This window comes from Variovorax robiniae (genome assembly GCF_037889955.1).
Lineage (GTDB): Bacteria > Pseudomonadota > Gammaproteobacteria > Burkholderiales > Burkholderiaceae_C > Variovorax > Variovorax robiniae.
Window position 1 is genome coordinate 235,152 of the sequence record NZ_JBBKZS010000002.1, and the last position, 15,053, is coordinate 250,204.

16 protein-coding genes are annotated in these 15,053 nt (G+C 66.4%); 13 read left to right on the top strand and 3 right to left on the bottom strand.

Annotated elements, in window-relative coordinates:
* Window positions 1-6: 6 nt before the first annotated feature.
* Together WKW79_RS05270 and WKW79_RS05275 are read right to left on the bottom strand one after the other, a co-directional pair.
* Window positions 7-426 (bottom strand): putative toxin-antitoxin system toxin component, PIN family, encoded by a 420-nt coding sequence (locus WKW79_RS05270; RefSeq protein ID WP_340334062.1) that lies wholly within the window; start codon window positions 424-426, stop codon window positions 7-9.
* Window positions 423-692, bottom strand: a complete 270-nt coding sequence (locus tag WKW79_RS05275) for a hypothetical protein (RefSeq protein WP_340334063.1) — start codon at window positions 690-692, stop codon at window positions 423-425. Before WKW79_RS05275 ends, WKW79_RS05270 begins: the two co-directional genes overlap by 4 nt.
* Window positions 693-1,034: 342 nt before the next feature.
* On the opposite strand from WKW79_RS05275, the gene WKW79_RS05280 reads away from it, so the two are divergent.
* From WKW79_RS05280 to WKW79_RS05290, 3 genes are all read left to right on the top strand, one after another.
* Window positions 1,035-2,396 carry a homoserine dehydrogenase gene (locus WKW79_RS05280; RefSeq protein WP_340334064.1) on the top strand — a complete coding sequence of 454 codons (1,362 nt, stop codon included), beginning with the start codon at window positions 1,035-1,037 and terminating at the stop codon, window positions 2,394-2,396.
* Window positions 2,397-2,593: 197 nt separating this feature from the next.
* Window positions 2,594-3,292, top strand: coding sequence for a hypothetical protein (locus tag WKW79_RS05285; protein WP_340334065.1), 699 nt, complete (start codon window positions 2,594-2,596; stop codon window positions 3,290-3,292).
* A gap of 15 nt (window positions 3,293-3,307) precedes the next feature.
* Window positions 3,308-3,871 carry a hypothetical protein gene (locus WKW79_RS05290; protein ID WP_340334066.1) on the top strand — a complete coding sequence of 188 codons (564 nt, stop codon included), beginning with the start codon at window positions 3,308-3,310 and terminating at the stop codon, window positions 3,869-3,871.
* Between the two features lie 48 nt (window positions 3,872-3,919).
* On the opposite strand, the gene WKW79_RS05295 is transcribed toward WKW79_RS05290, so the two are convergent.
* Complete coding sequence (locus WKW79_RS05295) at window positions 3,920-4,375, bottom strand: CBS domain-containing protein (RefSeq protein WP_340334067.1); 456 nt, start codon at window positions 4,373-4,375, stop codon at window positions 3,920-3,922.
* Between the two features lie 144 nt (window positions 4,376-4,519).
* On the opposite strand from WKW79_RS05295, the gene WKW79_RS05300 reads away from it, so the two are divergent.
* The 10 genes from WKW79_RS05300 (at window position 4,520) to phaC (ending at window position 15,026) form a co-directional block, all read left to right on the top strand.
* Entirely contained in the window at window positions 4,520-5,824 is a 1,305-nt protein-coding gene (locus WKW79_RS05300) for an O-acetylhomoserine aminocarboxypropyltransferase (RefSeq protein ID WP_340334068.1), read from the top strand.
* Window position 5,825: 1 nt separating this feature from the next.
* On the top strand, window positions 5,826-6,632 hold the full coding sequence (locus WKW79_RS05305; protein WP_340334069.1) for an alpha/beta fold hydrolase: 807 nt from the start codon (window positions 5,826-5,828) through the stop codon (window positions 6,630-6,632).
* Window positions 6,633-7,049: 417 nt separating this feature from the next.
* Window positions 7,050-8,444, top strand: a complete 1,395-nt coding sequence (locus tag WKW79_RS05310) for an MFS transporter (RefSeq protein ID WP_340334070.1) — start codon at window positions 7,050-7,052, stop codon at window positions 8,442-8,444.
* Between the two features lie 36 nt (window positions 8,445-8,480).
* A complete protein-coding gene (gene pcaH / locus WKW79_RS05315; protein ID WP_340334071.1) occupies window positions 8,481-9,224 on the top strand; it encodes a protocatechuate 3,4-dioxygenase subunit beta in 744 nt (247 codons plus the stop codon).
* Window positions 9,221-9,847, top strand: coding sequence for a protocatechuate 3,4-dioxygenase subunit alpha (pcaG, locus tag WKW79_RS05320; RefSeq protein ID WP_340334072.1), 627 nt, complete (start codon window positions 9,221-9,223; stop codon window positions 9,845-9,847). Before pcaH ends, pcaG begins: the two co-directional genes overlap by 4 nt.
* A gap of 32 nt (window positions 9,848-9,879) precedes the next feature.
* Window positions 9,880-10,419 (top strand): carboxymuconolactone decarboxylase family protein, encoded by a 540-nt coding sequence (locus WKW79_RS05325; RefSeq protein ID WP_340334073.1) that lies wholly within the window; start codon window positions 9,880-9,882, stop codon window positions 10,417-10,419.
* A 3-nt stretch (window positions 10,420-10,422) separates the two neighbouring features.
* The gene (locus WKW79_RS05330; RefSeq protein ID WP_340334074.1) at window positions 10,423-12,066 is read left to right on the top strand and encodes an acyl-CoA synthetase; all 1,644 of its coding nucleotides are present in this window, start codon (window positions 10,423-10,425) and stop codon (window positions 12,064-12,066) included.
* A complete protein-coding gene (locus tag WKW79_RS05335; protein ID WP_340334075.1) occupies window positions 12,063-12,851 on the top strand; it encodes an SDR family NAD(P)-dependent oxidoreductase in 789 nt (262 codons plus the stop codon). The genes WKW79_RS05330 and WKW79_RS05335 overlap by 4 nt, the downstream gene beginning before the upstream one ends.
* A 22-nt stretch (window positions 12,852-12,873) precedes the next feature.
* A complete protein-coding gene (locus WKW79_RS05340; protein WP_340334076.1) occupies window positions 12,874-13,890 on the top strand; it encodes a poly(R)-hydroxyalkanoic acid synthase subunit PhaE in 1,017 nt (338 codons plus the stop codon).
* Window positions 13,887-15,026: a class III poly(R)-hydroxyalkanoic acid synthase subunit PhaC gene (gene phaC, locus WKW79_RS05345; RefSeq protein ID WP_340334077.1), complete on the top strand. Its 1,140-nt coding sequence runs from the start codon at window positions 13,887-13,889 to the stop codon at window positions 15,024-15,026. The genes WKW79_RS05340 and phaC overlap by 4 nt, the downstream gene beginning before the upstream one ends.
* The last annotated feature ends 27 nt before the right edge of the window (window positions 15,027-15,053 follow it).

A 15,053-nucleotide genomic window follows, 5' to 3' on the forward strand; every position in this document is an offset into this window, starting at 1 on the left:
TGACGACTATGCGTGGGCGATGCGCCCCAGGGCCTCCCCCACCCTCACGATGTCGATTCCCTGGTAACGGCTCATGCTCAGCAAATGTCGGTCGCCACTGACGATCAGGTCGGCCAGGCCGGCCAAGGCTGCCGCGATGACGTGATCGTCGTCGGGGTCGCCGGGAACCGCGCGGGGTGTGGCCAAGGGCGAGACGTTGATGGCCAGATCACCATAGAGCTTGATCGCTTGCTCGACCGAGGACCGTTGCGCGGCAAGTCGCGAGGCCAGGTGTCCGCGGCCGAGCACGTCCAAAAGCTCGGCCAGCAGCGCGGGAGATGTATACAGCTCGATGTCCCCCTCGGTGGCTGCACGGATCAGCTTGTAGGGCTCTCCTCCCCAGATCAGCGCGGAAACAACGATGTTGGTGTCCAGGACGAGCTTCACTGCTTGTCGTGCGGCGGCTTGGGCTGTTCAGCCTGGCGGGCACGGCGCTCGGCGCGACTGGCCTGGATCTCGGCCTCGATCTCTTCTTCGCTCATCGGCTCGATGCCGGCGGCGTGCAGGCGCTCCGCCACCTGCATCAGCCGGCGCCCGGCCTGACGGCGCATGGCCTCTTCCAGCAGGCGCTGGATGCCCGCATCGGACAGGAGTCCTTCGCTGCGCGCGCGCTGGGCCAGGGCGTCGGGCAAGTTGAATTGAAAGATCGTCATACGTTGTTCCTTGCCGGGTGCGCGTGGTTGATTCCCTGGGTTGTACCGCAGGTTTGACGAAAGCGTGCAACGAGGCCGGCGCAACCTGCATTAGACTAGCCCCCTCATGCCGTCCCATCCACTCCCCCTCGCATCCAGCCCCGCCCACGCAGGCCATGCGATGCCGCGCGCCTTCCCGCGCGCAGTGGATGCACGAATGATTACCACCATGACCGCCGCGGCCACCTGAGCACGCGCAGGTGGCCGCTTCGGCAGCCACCTGGTGTCTCTTCCGCTTCTCCAGCGATCCCAAGAAACCCAGCTCTGGCAGCCGGGTTTTTTTGTATTTGCCAGGAGAAGTCCATGTATCGCGATCCCGTCCAGTCCTTCCAGTCCGAGCATCCATCGCCGGCCAGCCTTCGCCCCCTTCGCGTGGGCATGATCGGCATCGGCACCGTCGGTGCCGGCACCTTCCGCGTGCTGCGCCGCAACCAGGGCGAGATCCTCGCGCGTGCCGGGCGCGGCATCGAGATCGTGATCGTTGCGGCGCGCAACCTGGGCCGGGCGGCGGAGATCGTGGGCGAACGCGTTGAACTCACCGACGATCCGCTGCGGGTGGCCAGCCATCCCGACGTGGACGTGGTCGTCGAAGTCGCCGGCGGCACCGGCCCCGCGCGCGACTGGGTGCTGGCGGCCATCGCGCATGGCAAGCACGTCGTCACGGCCAACAAGGCATTGCTGGCCGTGCACGGCGCGGAAATCCTCGAGGCCGCGCACCAGCAAGGCGTGGCCGTCGCCTACGAAGGCGCGGTGGCTGTGAGCATCCCCATCGTCAAGGCGCTGCGCGAAGGACTGGCCGCGAACCGCATCGAATGGGTCGCCGGCATCATCAACGGCACCAGCAACTTCATCCTCTCGAAGATGCGCGACGAGGCGCTGGACTTCGAGACCGCGCTCGCCGAAGCCCAGGCGCTGGGCTATGCGGAGGCCGATCCCGCCTTCGACGTCGAAGGCACCGATGCCGCGCACAAGCTCGCACTGCTGGCCGCCAACGCCTTCGGCATGCCGATCCGGTTTGCCGACGCGCAGGTCGAGGGCATCACCTCGCTCTCGCGCCTGGACGTGGCCTGCGCCGGGCAACTGGGCTTCAGCGTCAAGTTGCTGGGCATCGCACGCCGGCACGCGCACGGCGTGGAGTTGCGCGTGCAGCCCGCACTGCTGCCGGCCACGCACATGCTGGCGCAGGTGCACGGTTCGATGAACGGCGTCATGGTCAAGGGCGATGCGGCAGGCCTCACGATGTACTACGGTGCGGGCGCCGGCTCCGAGCAGACCGCCTCCGCGGTCATCGCCGACCTGGTGGACGTCGCGCGGCTGGACGGTACCCTTGCGGCGCAACGCGTGCCGCACCTCGGCTTCCAGGCGCATGCGGTGCGCGACCTGCCGGTCATCCGGCGTACTGACGTGCGTGGTGCGTACTACCTCCGGGTACCCGTGTCTGATGTCGATCAAGCCGACGCCGTGGAAGCGTTGCTGGCCACGCTTCAGGTGCCCGTGCGCCGCGTCGAGGTCGCCACCGTGCAGCCCGACGTGTGCGCCCAGATACTGGTGCTGACTGATGTGGTGAAGCAGTCCGACATGGATCGGGTGGTGCAAGCGCTGCATACCCATCCGATGGCCACAGGACCGGTCGCGACGCTGCGGGTGGAGGACTGGATGGCCTGACGCGCGACAACAGGGTGCCGTCGCGCGCGCCACAGCCGGTGACTTATTTGGCAGTTTCCAAATCACGCACGGCCATCGAGAAACATTCACACCTTAATGTGTCTCAGCCGTGAACAATTGCCAAGCGACGGTGCCACAACCCTCTTCTTCCTCGATAGCATCGCCGCTCCAGGGACGTATTCAGGGAAGAAAACGAGATGAGTTCGACAAGAAGGTTCGTGCTGTCGGCCGCTGCCGCAGCGCTTGGCGCCGTTGCGTTGACGGGCTGCTCGCGCAGCTCCATGCCCGAGGCGCCGCGGCCGGTGGTCAGGAAGATTCTCGTGATGCCGGTTTTGCCGCCGGACCGCTTCTGGACCTACAACAACTGGGTCCTGGGCTTCGCCGCCATTCCATCGGCCGTCGCCAACCGCATCAAGAGCAACATCTTCGAGGAGAAGATGGTCGCCGAGCGCCAGGCCATGGGCCCGAAGCTCACGGCCGCGCTGGTCGAGCATCTGCGCCGCGAAGGCTATGACGCCGACGTGCTCGGCTACCAGCCGAAAGACCCCTATACGCTCGACATCGACAAGCTGCCCGGCACCGATCCGGTCCTGCACGTCTACTTCGGCGACACGGGGATGGATTCCGCCCGGCTGTCCAGCTTCTATCAGCCGCGCGTCAACATCAGCGCGAACCTGGTCGGCCGCGGCGATGTCGGCTCGCTGTATGAGGAGTCGATCTACTACGGCGCAGATGCGCGTGGCGAGGCCTCGTGGAGCGTGCCCGCGCCCGAGCGCTTCCGCTTCCCTGACTTCGCATCGCTGGTGGACCGCCCGGCGGAGGTCGTCGCCAGCCTCGACGCCGGCATCCAGGGCCTGGCGCAACGGGTGGCGCGCAACATCAAGGACCAGGGCTGAACGGAGCAGTCCGCCATGCTTGAAGTCATCGCCAAGACCCTGGGCCGCGCCGTGATGAGCGGCCTGCTGCTGGTGGGGTGGAACGCGTATCACCGGTATGTCGGCGGCAGCTCCGGCGACCTGGACCCGTCGAGTGCCATGGGCTACGTGGCGGCGTTGCTGCTCGTGTGGTCCGCCTATCCCCTGCTGGCACGCTTCGCCGGCCCCGACACCGAGAAGCTCCAGCAACAGGCCGCCATGCCCGAGGCCGCCTGGGAAATCGCCTGCGAAGACGCCAGCGCACGCGCCATCGCCCAATACGGCCGCTCCGGTGGTGTGAGCCAGACCTGCCCGCTGTGCAACGACCTGATTTCGGTGCGCGCCACCGATGGCGGAATGTGGCTGTCGGTGGCCACCGACTGTGCCTGCCACAAGTGCGCGGGCAAGTTCAGGCTGCCATCGCCTCGCGCCCGGAGCGCGGCAGTGCTTGCGAAGGGGCGTGACAGGATCGGCGGCTTCGAGTCTCCGACGACCCAGCCGGCTCATACGGCTTTGCATTCAATCGCAGAACAAGGCGGAGCGCCGCAGACAGTGCTGTAGCACGGCAAGGCGATCCAACGCAGTTATGCGGTTGAAGGCGAAGTCGTATCAGTTGCTGCCGGACGCGTCTTCCGCTGGCCAGTCGCGGATGTAGGCCTTGAGCATCTTGTTCTCGAAGTTCTGGCTGTCGACGACCGCCTTGGCCACGTCGTAGAAGCTGATCACGCCCATCAGCATGCGCTGGTCCATCACGGGCATGTAGCGCGCATGCTGCTCGAGCATGATGCGGCGGATCTCGTCGAGTTCGGTTTCCATGGTGCAGGTCACGGGATGGTCGTCCATCGCCTTGCGCACCAGCGTCGTGCCGACGGTTCCGCCATTGGCCACGATGGCCTGGATCACCTCGCGGAAGGTGAGCATCCCCACCAGGTCGCCATGCTCCATGACGACCAGCGAGCCGATGTCCTTCTCGGCCATCGTGGTGACTGCCACCGATAACGACTCGTCGGGCGTGACGGTGAAGAGCGTGCTGCCCTTGACGCGCAGGATGTCGCTGACTTTCATGGTGGTTTTTCCTCTGCTGGGCGATGGCGATTGCGAATTGAATATAGCCCACAATCATCGGCCGTCCCGCAGCCCGCATGGCCCACCGCTTCATCGCAGGGGTCGTCGGGCCATGCCGATTTCCCGCCCCAACCAAAGACCCTCATGCCAGGCTATTCCGATCCCGGTTTCGACACGCTCGCGCTGCATGCCGGCGCCGCGCCCGACCCCGCCACCGGCGCACGCGCCGTGCCGATCCACCTGACCACCTCCTTCGTCTTCGAGTCGAGCGACCATGCGGCGGCGCTGTTCAACCTGGAGCGCGCCGGCCATGTCTACAGCCGCATCAGCAACCCGACCAACGCGGTGCTGGAGCAACGCGTGGCCGCACTGGAAGGTGGCATCGGCGCCATCGCCACGGCCAGCGGACAGGCCGCGCTGCACCTGAGCATCGCGACGCTGATGGGCGCCGGCTCGCACATCGTGGCCAGCACCGCGCTCTATGGCGGCTCGCAGAACCTGCTGCACTACACGATGCGGCGCTTCGGCATCTCGACCACCTTCGTCAAGCCCGGCGACCTGGACGGCTGGCGCGCGGCGATCCGGCCGGAGACGAAGCTGCTGTTCGGCGAGACGGTCGGCAATCCGGGGCTGGACGTGCTCGACATCCCCGCCGTGAGCGACATCGCGCATGCGGCCGGCGTGCCGCTTCTGGTCGATTCGACATTGACCTCGCCCTACCTCATCAAGCCCTTCGACTGGGGCGCGGACCTGGTCTATCACTCGGCGACCAAGTTCCTGTCCGGCCACGGCACGGTGATCGGCGGCGTGGTGGTCGATGGCGGCAGCTTCGACTGGGAGCGCTCGGGCAAGTTCGCCGAGTTGACCCAGGCCTATGACGGCTTCCACAACATGGTGTTCAGCGAGGAAAGCACGGTCGGCGCCTTCCTGCTGCGCGCGCGGCGCGAAGGGCTGCGCGACTTCGGCGCGTCGATGAGCCCGCACACGGCCTGGCTGATCCTGCAGGGCATCGAGACGCTGCCGCTGCGCATGGAGCGGCACATCGACAACACGCAGAAGGTGGTCGAGTTCCTGGCTTCGCATCCCTTCGTGTCGCACGTCGGGCATCCGCTGATCGAGTCGCATCCGAGCCATGCGCTGGCGAGCAAGCTGCTGCGCCATGGGGCCAAGGGCGCGGGCGCGGTGTTCAGCTTCGACCTCAAGGGCACGCGCGAACAGGGCAAGAAATTCATCGAGGCGCTGAAGCTGTTCAGCCTTCTGGCGAACGTGGGCGACTGCCGCAGCCTCGTGATCCATCCGGCCAGCACGACGCATTTCCGGATGACGGACGAGGCGCTGGCGGGTGCGGGGATCTCGCAGGGGACGATCCGCTTGTCGATCGGGCTGGAGGACCCTGCCGATCTCATCGATGACCTGAAGCGCGCACTCAAGGCCGCGGAGAAGGCGTGACATGAACTACACCGTCAACGGCCACACCACCTACTGCTACACCGGCGGCAAGTCCTTCGACGCCGGCAAGCCCACCGTCGTGTTCATCCACGGCGTGCTCAACGACCACAGCGTGTGGATCCTGCAAAGCCGATGGTTCGCCAACCACGGCTGGAACGTGCTGGCGGTCGACCTGCCGGGCCATTGCCGCAGCGAGGGCAAGCCACCGGCGAGCGTGGAAGAGGCAGCCGGATTCGTGCTGGCGCTGCTCGATGCGGCGGGCATCGACAAGGCCGCGCTGGTCGGGCACAGCTTCGGCTCGCTGATCGCGCTGGAGACGGCGGCACGGGCGCCGCAGCGCGTGTCGCACCTGGCGCTGGTCGGCACCGCGTTTCCGATGACGGTGTCGCCGGCCTTGCTGGACGGCGCGATCAACGCACCGCAGCGTGCCATCGACATGGTCAACACCTTCTCGCATTCACTGCTGGCGCCGCCGCCCTCCTCGCTCGGGCCCGGCACCTGGCTGCAGGGCGGCTCGCGCGCACTGATGCGGCGGGTGCTCGCGAGCAACCGCGAGGCGAACGTGTTCCACATCGGCTTCAAGGCCTGCAACGACTACGCGAACGGCGAGGCGGCGATGGCGGCGGTGAGCTGCCCGGTGCTGTTCGTGCTCGGGGAGTCGGACCAGATGACACCGCCGCGCGCCGCCAAATTGCTGACGGCGAAGGCGCGCGGGGCGAAGGTGGTCACCGTTCCGGCGGGCCATGCGTTGATGACCGAGGCGCCGGAGCAGACGCTGTTCGCCTTGAAGGATTTCCTGGGCGCTTGAGGGCCGGCGCTCCTGGAAAAATGAACGCTGCGGGCGCAATGCCCGCCCCCCCCCCGCTCGCGGCGGACCCAACTCCGCTCGCGGCAACCCTTCATTCGCAATCACCGACTCGCGCCACCGTGGGCCGGCGGTGCTGGATTGCCTGCTCTGCACCACGCCAGACCGCCGGATCGTGTCCAGAAGGTTTCCGTGCGCCTCAAAACCGGTAATTCGACCGCAAATCGACCGAAATCCCAGCGCCGGCCATGGCCCGAGTCCAGCGAAAACCCTAGTAGAAACCATTAAAACGTTCGTTCATCGCGCAGGGCGGTCGATGAACGCCGCTGCCGCCAAAGCATTCATTGCGACCGGAGGGCCGGTTGAATACCTTACGGGGCGCCCCCCAAAAGAGTTCAACAACCTCAACCGGAGACAACGATGGCAAGCACCTCTTCCCACGAGCCCCAAGCAAGGCACCAGACCAAAAAGGCCACGGCCAGCGGCTGGATCGGCTCGGCGCTCGAGTACTACGACTTCTTCATCTATGCGACCGCGGCGTCGCTGATCTTCCCGCAGATCTTCTTTCCGAACACCGACCCCAAGGTCGCGATCATCGCGTCGCTGGCCACCTACGGCGTGGGCTACATCGCCCGCCCCATCGGCGCCTTCGTGCTCGGCCACTGGGGGGACACCCATGGCCGCAAGATGGTGCTGATCGTCTGCATGTTCCTGATGGGCTTCTCGACCATCGCCGTCGGCCTGCTGCCGACCTATGCGCAGGTCGGCCTCTGGGCACCGGCGCTGCTGGTGGTGCTGCGGCTGATCCAGGGCTTCGCGGTGGCCGGTGAAATCTCCGGCGCCAGCTCGATGATCCTGGAGCACGCGCCCTTCGGGCGACGCGGCTTCTTCGCCAGCTTCACCCTGCAAGGCGTGCAGGCCGGCCAGATCATGGCGGCCGCGGTGTTCCTGCCGCTCGCGCACTACATGGACAAGGACGCCTTCAACAGCTGGGGCTGGCGCATTCCATTCCTGCTGAGCTTCGTGGTCATCATCGCCGGCTACATCATCCGCAAGGAAGTCGACGAGACCCCCGCCTTCACTGAAGAAGGCGCGCATGGCGAAGTGCCCAAGGCGCCCGTCATCCAGGCCGTCACCGAAAGCTGGCGCGACATGATCCGCGTGATGCTGTGCTCGCTGATGAACGTCATCCCTGTGGTGGCAACGATCTTCGGCGCGGCCTACGCGGTGCAACCGGGCTACGGCATCGGCTTCGAGAAGGACGTCTACCTCTGGATCCCGGTGATGGGCAACATCCTGGCCGTGATCGTGATCCCCTTCGTCGGCAACCTGTCCGACAAGATCGGCCGCCGCATTCCGATCATCGTCGGCGCGCTGCTGGCGGGCCTGCTCTCCTTCGGCTACCTCTACGCCATCAGCATCCACAACGTGACGCTGGCGATCGTCTTCTCGCTGCTGATGTGGGGCGTGGTCTACCAGGGCTACAACGCCGTGTTCCCGAGCTTCTACCCCGAGATGTTCCCGACCCGCACCCGCGTCTCCGGCATGGCCATCTCGCAGAACCTCGGCACCGCCGTGAGCGCGCTGCTGCCGGCCCTGTTCGTCGCCGTGGCGCCTCCCGGCGCGACCAACATCCCGGTCACGATCGGCTGCATCACCCTGGCCATCTGCGCCGTCGCCGCGATCGCCGCCTGGACTGCCCGCGAAACCTACCGCGTCCACATGAACGACCTGGGCAACCCCAACGCGATCCCCGTGCCCAAGGACGAATACGACCGGCTGCGGGAGCAGGCGATCGCGGGCGGCAAGGCCTGACGCGCTCATCACCTCGACCACATCAAGGAGACAGAGATGACGCATGCCGCCGCACCCGGCGATGAATTCATGATGCGCGACACCGCATCGCATCCCGCGGCCTATGCCCCGGCCTACAAGACCAGCGTGCTGCGCAGCCCGCGCAACGCACTGATCTCGCTGCAGCAGTCGCTGACCGAAGTGACCGCGCCGGTGTTCCGCCCCGAGGAACTCGGCCCGCTCGACAACGACCTGATCATGAATGCCTCCAAGGATGGCCTGCCCATCGGCGAGCGCATCGTGGTGCACGGCTATGTGCGTGACCAGTTCGGCCGGCCGGTGCGCAATGCGCTGGTCGAGGTCTGGCAGGCCAATGCGAGCGGCCGGTACCGCCACAAGAAGGACCAGTACATCGGCGCGATGGACCCCAACTTCGGCGGTTGCGGACGCATGCTGACCGACGAGAACGGCTACTACGCCTACCGCACGATCCGCCCAGGCCCCTATCCATGGCGCAACCGGGTCAACGACTGGCGCCCTGCGCACATCCACTACGCGATCTCGGGCGACGGCTGGGTGCAGCGGCTCATCACGCAGATGTACTTCGAAGGTGATCCGTTGATCTGGGCCTGCCCGATCCTGGGCATCGTGCCCAGCGAGGAACAGATCCGCGGCCTGATCGCGATGCAGGACACCAGCGCCTTCGTGCCACTGGACAGCCGCGCCTACCGGTTCGACATCACCCTGCGCGGCCACCGGGCCACGCTGTTCGAGAACTTCGTGCAAGGAGCCAAGGCATGAACACCACCAAACTCCTGCGCGAGACCGCCTCGCAGACCGCCGGCCCGTACGTCCACATCGGCCTCGCGCCCAACCAGGCCGGCTTCGACATCTTCGAGAAGAACTTCGGCAACGTGCTGACGACGCCGGAGACCAAGGGCGAACGCATCCGCATCGAGGGCATCGTGTACGACGGCTCCGGCACGCCCGTGCGCGACGTGCTGATCGAGTCCTGGCAGGCCAATGCCGATGGCGCGTACAACCATCCCGCCGACAAGCAGCCCGGCAAGTCGCCCGACCCATCGTTCCGCGGCTGGGGGCGCTCGTGCAGCGACTTCGACACCGGCGTCTACACCATCGAGACGATCAAGCCCGGCGTGGTGGAGGGCCGCAAGGGCCGGCCGATGGCGCCGCACATCGCGCTGTGGATCGTTGCGCGCGGCATCAACCTGGGGCTGCACACGCGCCTCTACTTCAGCGACGAGGCCGAGGCCAATGCCAAGGACCCGGTGCTCAACCTCATTGAATGGGAAGTGCGCCGCAAGACCCTGATCGCGCAGCGCGAGACGCGCGACGGCCAAGTGGTCTACCGCTTCGACATCCGCCTGCAAGGCGACGGTGAAACCGTCTTCTTCGACATCTGAACATTCACGAAACCAATACCAGGAGACACCCTGTGCCGAACATCGATTACTGCAACGTCGACGATCCCGAGATCGCCGAACTGGTCTCGACCATCCGCAACCGCCGCGCCAGCGGCAAGTTGCTCAACCTGGACCGCATGCTGCTGCACTCTCCGGCCTTCGCCCGTGGCTGGAATTCGATGTTCGCTGCGATTCGCAACCAGTTGCAGGTGCCGCGTCACATCAACGAGTTGGCGATTTGTGCCGTCGCACGACTCAACAACGCGGACTACGAATGGATCCAGCATGCGCCGGAATTCCTGGCCGCCAACGGCACGCAAGCGCAGCTCGACGCGCTGGATGACGTCACCGCCGCCTGCTACGACACGGCCCTCTTCAACGAGCACGAGCGCATCGCCCTGCGGCTGACGCTGGACATGACGCGCCAGGTCAAGGTGCGCAAGGAGATCATCGAGAAGGCGCGCGTGCTGTTCGGCGAGCAACAGTTGGTCGAGCTGATGGGGACCATCGCGGGCTACAACATGGTGTCGCGCTTCCTGGTCGTGCTGGACATCGACGCGTCCGGGGAATAACGCATGACCACCCCCACAAAAGACGACGGCCTGCCCCGTCGCGAGGCGAACTACGTCCCCCTCTCGCCACTGAGCTTCCTCGAACGCGCCGCCAAGGTCTACCCGAACAAGACGGCGGTGGTGCATGGCGACTGGCGCATCACCTATGCCGAGCTGTATGCGCGCTGCAAGCGCTTTGCATCGGCGCTGACCAAGGCCGGCGTCGGCCTCGGCGACACGGTGGCGATCATGGCGCCCAACGTGCCGGCGCTGCTGGAGGCGCACTACGGCGTGCCGATGGCGGGCGCCATCCTCAACACCATCAACACGCGGCTCGACGGCCCGGCGATCGGCTTCGGCCTGAAGCACAGCCAGGCCAAGGTGCTGATCGCGGACCGCGACTACTTCAAGCCGATGCGCGAGGCGCTGCAGGGACTGGAATCGCCGCCGCTGGTGATCGACATCGTCGACACCGCGACGGGCAAGGACGGGCATGGCGCTTCGATGGCGGTCGGCACGCTCAGCTACGAGGATTTCCTCGCGCAGGGCGACGCCGATTTCGAATGGAAGCTGCCGGAAGATGAGTGGCAGTCCATCGCGCTCAACTACACCTCGGGCACGACCGGTGACCCCAAGGGCGTGATGTACCACCACCGAGGCGCGTACCTCAATGCCATGGGCAACGCGCTGGCCTTCGGCCTGACAGCGGACACGGCGTACCTCTGGACCCTGCCGATGTTCCACTGCAACGGCTGGACCTACACCTGGGCCGTGACGCTGGTCGGCGGCACCCACGTGTGCCTGCGCACGGTCGACCCGGCGCAGATCTTCCAACTCATCGGCAGCGAACGCATCACGCACATGTGCGCGGCGCCGATCGTGCTCAACATGCTGCTGCATTCGCCGGCCCTGCCGAAGGAGCGCTACGACCATCGCGTGGAAGTCGCGACCGGCGGCGCCGCGCCACCGAGCGCGGTGATCGAGGCGATGGAACGCATCGGCTTCAAGATCACGCACCTCTATGGCCTGACCGAGACCTACGGCCCCGCCACGCTGTGCGCCTGGCAGCACGACTGGGACGACCTCGACCTGACCGCGCGCGCCGGCAAGATGGCACGCCAGGGCGTCGCGATGCCGACGCAGCAGGAGATCGCCGTGCTCGACATCGACACCGGCGCGCGTGCACCGGCCGACGGCAGGACGGTCGGCGAGATCGCGATCCGCGGCAACACGGTGATGAAGGGCTACCTGAACAACCCCACGGCCACCGAGGAAGCCTTCAAGGGCGGCTGGTTCCGCTCCGGCGACCTGGCCGTGATGCACCCCGACGGCTACATCGAGATCAAGGACCGGTTGAAGGACATCATCATCTCCGGCGGCGAGAACATCTCGACGCTGGAAGTGGAGGAAGTGCTCTACCGCCATCCCAAGGTCATGGATGCGGCCGTGGTCGCCAAGCCCGACGAGAAATGGGGCGAGACGCCTTGCGCCTTCGTCACCCTGCGCGCCGATGCGGGCGAGGTGAGCGCAGACGAAATCATCAAGTGGTGCCGTGCCAGCCTGGCCGGCTTCAAGTGCCCGAAGAACGTGGTGTTCGGCGAACTGCCGAAGACGGCGACCGGCAAAGTCCAGAAGAACATCCTGCGCGAACAGGCAGCCCTGATATGACCACCCAACCCCACATCGAAAACATGTTCCGCGTCGACGGCCAGCGCGCGCTGGTGACCGGCGCATCGAGTGGACTCGGCCGCCGCTTCGCACTCACGCTGGCGAAGGCCGGGGCCGAAGTCGTTGTCGTCGCACGGCGGGCCGACAAGCTCGGCGCCCTCGTCGAAGAGGTGCAGGCGCTGGGCGGCCAATGCACGGCGCTGAGCCTGGACGTGACCAGCGGCGCCAGCATCGTCGCCTGCTTCGACGAACTCGAGCGCGCCTGCGGTGGGCCGGCCGACATCGTGGTCAACAACGCGGGCGTCACCGTCACCAAGTCGATCCTGCAGCACACCGAGGAGGACTGGGACGCCGTGGTCGGCACCAACCTCAAGGGCGGCTGGATGGTCGCGCAGGAAGCGGCGCGCCGCATGGTCGCGGCGAAGAAGGGCGGCAGCATCATCAACATCGCGTCCATCCTCGGCGAGCGCGTGGCAGGTGGCGTCGCGCCCTATGCGATCTCCAAGGCCGGCGTGGTGCAGGCGACCAAGGCGATGGCGCTCGAACTGGCCCGCTACGACGTCCGCGTCAACGCAATCCTGCCGGGGTATGTCGTCACCGACCTGAACCGCGACTTCCTCCAGAGCGAGGCCGGCGAGAAGTTGCGCGCGCGCATCCCGACACGCCGCTTCGGCCAACTCGAAAACCTGGACGGGCCGCTGCTGCTGCTGTCCAGCCCCGCGGGCTCCCACATGACCGGCGCGATCCTCGCGGTGGACGGCGGGCACCTCGTCAGTTCGCTCTGATCACTGCACAAGAAAGACACACATGACTGTCGACACGGACAACGCACCCCGCAACGGCGCCGGCCAGCTCTTCGAATGGTGGCGCGACCAGATCGCCAACCTGGCAGGGCTCGCCAAGCCCAACGGCAGCGCCGCTGCAGACGCTGCTGCGAACGGGCTGCCCTTTCCGGTCGGCCAGGTGGCGCAGGCGCTGCAACTCACGCAGCAACTCATCGGGCCGCTGTATCAGGGCTACTTCCAGGCGCTGCTGGCCAACCCGAACCCGGGCGAGGCCTTCATCTCGCTGCAGGACATGTTGCGCCGGCAGATGCAGAGTGTCTCGGATGCGCTGAGTGCGATGGCGCCGGGCCTCGGGACCGCCAAGACCTTGTTGACCGACGGCGTGGGCCTCATCGGCGCGCCCATGGAGATGTTCAACCACGCGCTGGCACCCTTGTCGCTCAACCTGGAGCGCGCCTATGGCGGCCTGGCCGATGCCTTCGGCCTCGCGCCGTCGCGTGAAATCCAGGGTGCGGCGCGCGAACTCGCGGCTGCTTCACTCGACAAGCAGCAGGCACAGGCGCAATACATGAGCATCGTCGTCGCAGCTTTGGCCAAGGGCAACGACATGTTGCTGAAGGACCTGCGCGAGATGGGCGAGCGCGGCGAGTCCGTCGACTCGCTGCTGAAGCTGGTGCGGCTGTGGGCGCGCGCGCTCGACCAGGCCATGCACGGCGCAATGCAGGGGCCGGATGCGCTCGCAGCCACCGCCGAACTGGTGCGGGCACGTGCGCGCACCCGGCAGCAGAAACAGCGCATCGTCGCCATCGCCAGCGAGGCGCTGAACATTCCGACCCGCGCGGAAGTCGACGACGCCTACCGCGAGATCCAGGAACTCAAGCGGCAGGTTCGCCGCCTGCGCAAGCCCTTGCCAGCGACGGTCGACACGCCCGCCAGCGCGGCGCTTGCCGCTCCCAAGCCAAAGCCCGCGGCCAAGCGCACGCGATCCATTCCCGCCGCTGCCAAGCGCATCACCACTTCAAAGGGCAAGAAAGCATGACCGACACGAAAACCGCCACGCTGCCGATCAGCCTCACCCCCGAAGGCGTGATGCGCGAACTGCAACGCGTCAGCGAGAACATCACGCGCGGCAGCCAGCGCCTGGCCTCCTACACCGAGGACCAGCTGGCCATCGCGACCACGCCCAAGGACGAGGTCTGGCGCCAGGACACCGTGCGTCTCTACCGCTACCGCCCCACCGTCGACAAGCCCGTGGGTCCGCCGATCCTGCTGGCCTACGCGCTGGTCGGCCGCTACCAGATGATCGACCTGGAGCCGGAACGTTCCTTCGTGCGCAAGCTGCTCGCGGAGGGGCTCGATGTCTACGTCATCGACTGGGGCCATCCCACGCGTGCGCAGCGCTGGCTCACCATCGACGACTACGTCTCCGGCTACCTGGACGATTGCGTCGACGTGATCCGTGAGCGCCACGGTGTCGACCAGATCAACCTGCTCGGCGTATGCCAGGGAGGCGTCTTCTGCACCTGCTACGCGGCGCTGTTCCCGGAAAAGATCAAGAACCTCGTCATCACGGTGACGCCGCTCGACTTCCACGGCGACAAGGACCTGCCGCCCGAGCCGGGCTCCGGCTACATGAACCTCTGGGCCCGTGCGGTGCAGCCGGAAGACATCGACCTGATGGTGGAAACCACTGGCGTGGCGCCGGGTGCATCGGTCGGCCTGTCCTTCCTCATGATGAGCCCGGTGCTTAACATGACGAAGTACACGACCGAGCTGGTCGACATCCTCGACGACGAGGACAAGATGCTCGGCTTCCTGCACATGGAGCGCTGGATCGCGGACCGGCCGGGGCACCCCGGCGAGGTGCTGCGCCAATGGTTCAAGGACCTCTACCAGGAGAACAAGCTGATCCGCGGCGAGCTGATGCTCGGTGGCCGGCGCGTGGACATGAACAACATCCGCATGCCGGTGCTGAATGTCTATGCGCAGGACGACGTGGTCGTGCCGACCTGCTGCTCCAGCGACATGGGGGACGAGTTCGGCACGGACGACTACAGCGAGTTGTCGGTGCCCGGCGGGCACATCGGGACCTTCGTGGGTGGCAAGGCGCAGAAGGTGCTGGCGCCTTCGATTGCGAAGTGGCTGAAGGAGCGCAACGAAGGAGTGGAAGAATGAGCGCCCGCATCACGGCGCGCAGCGCGG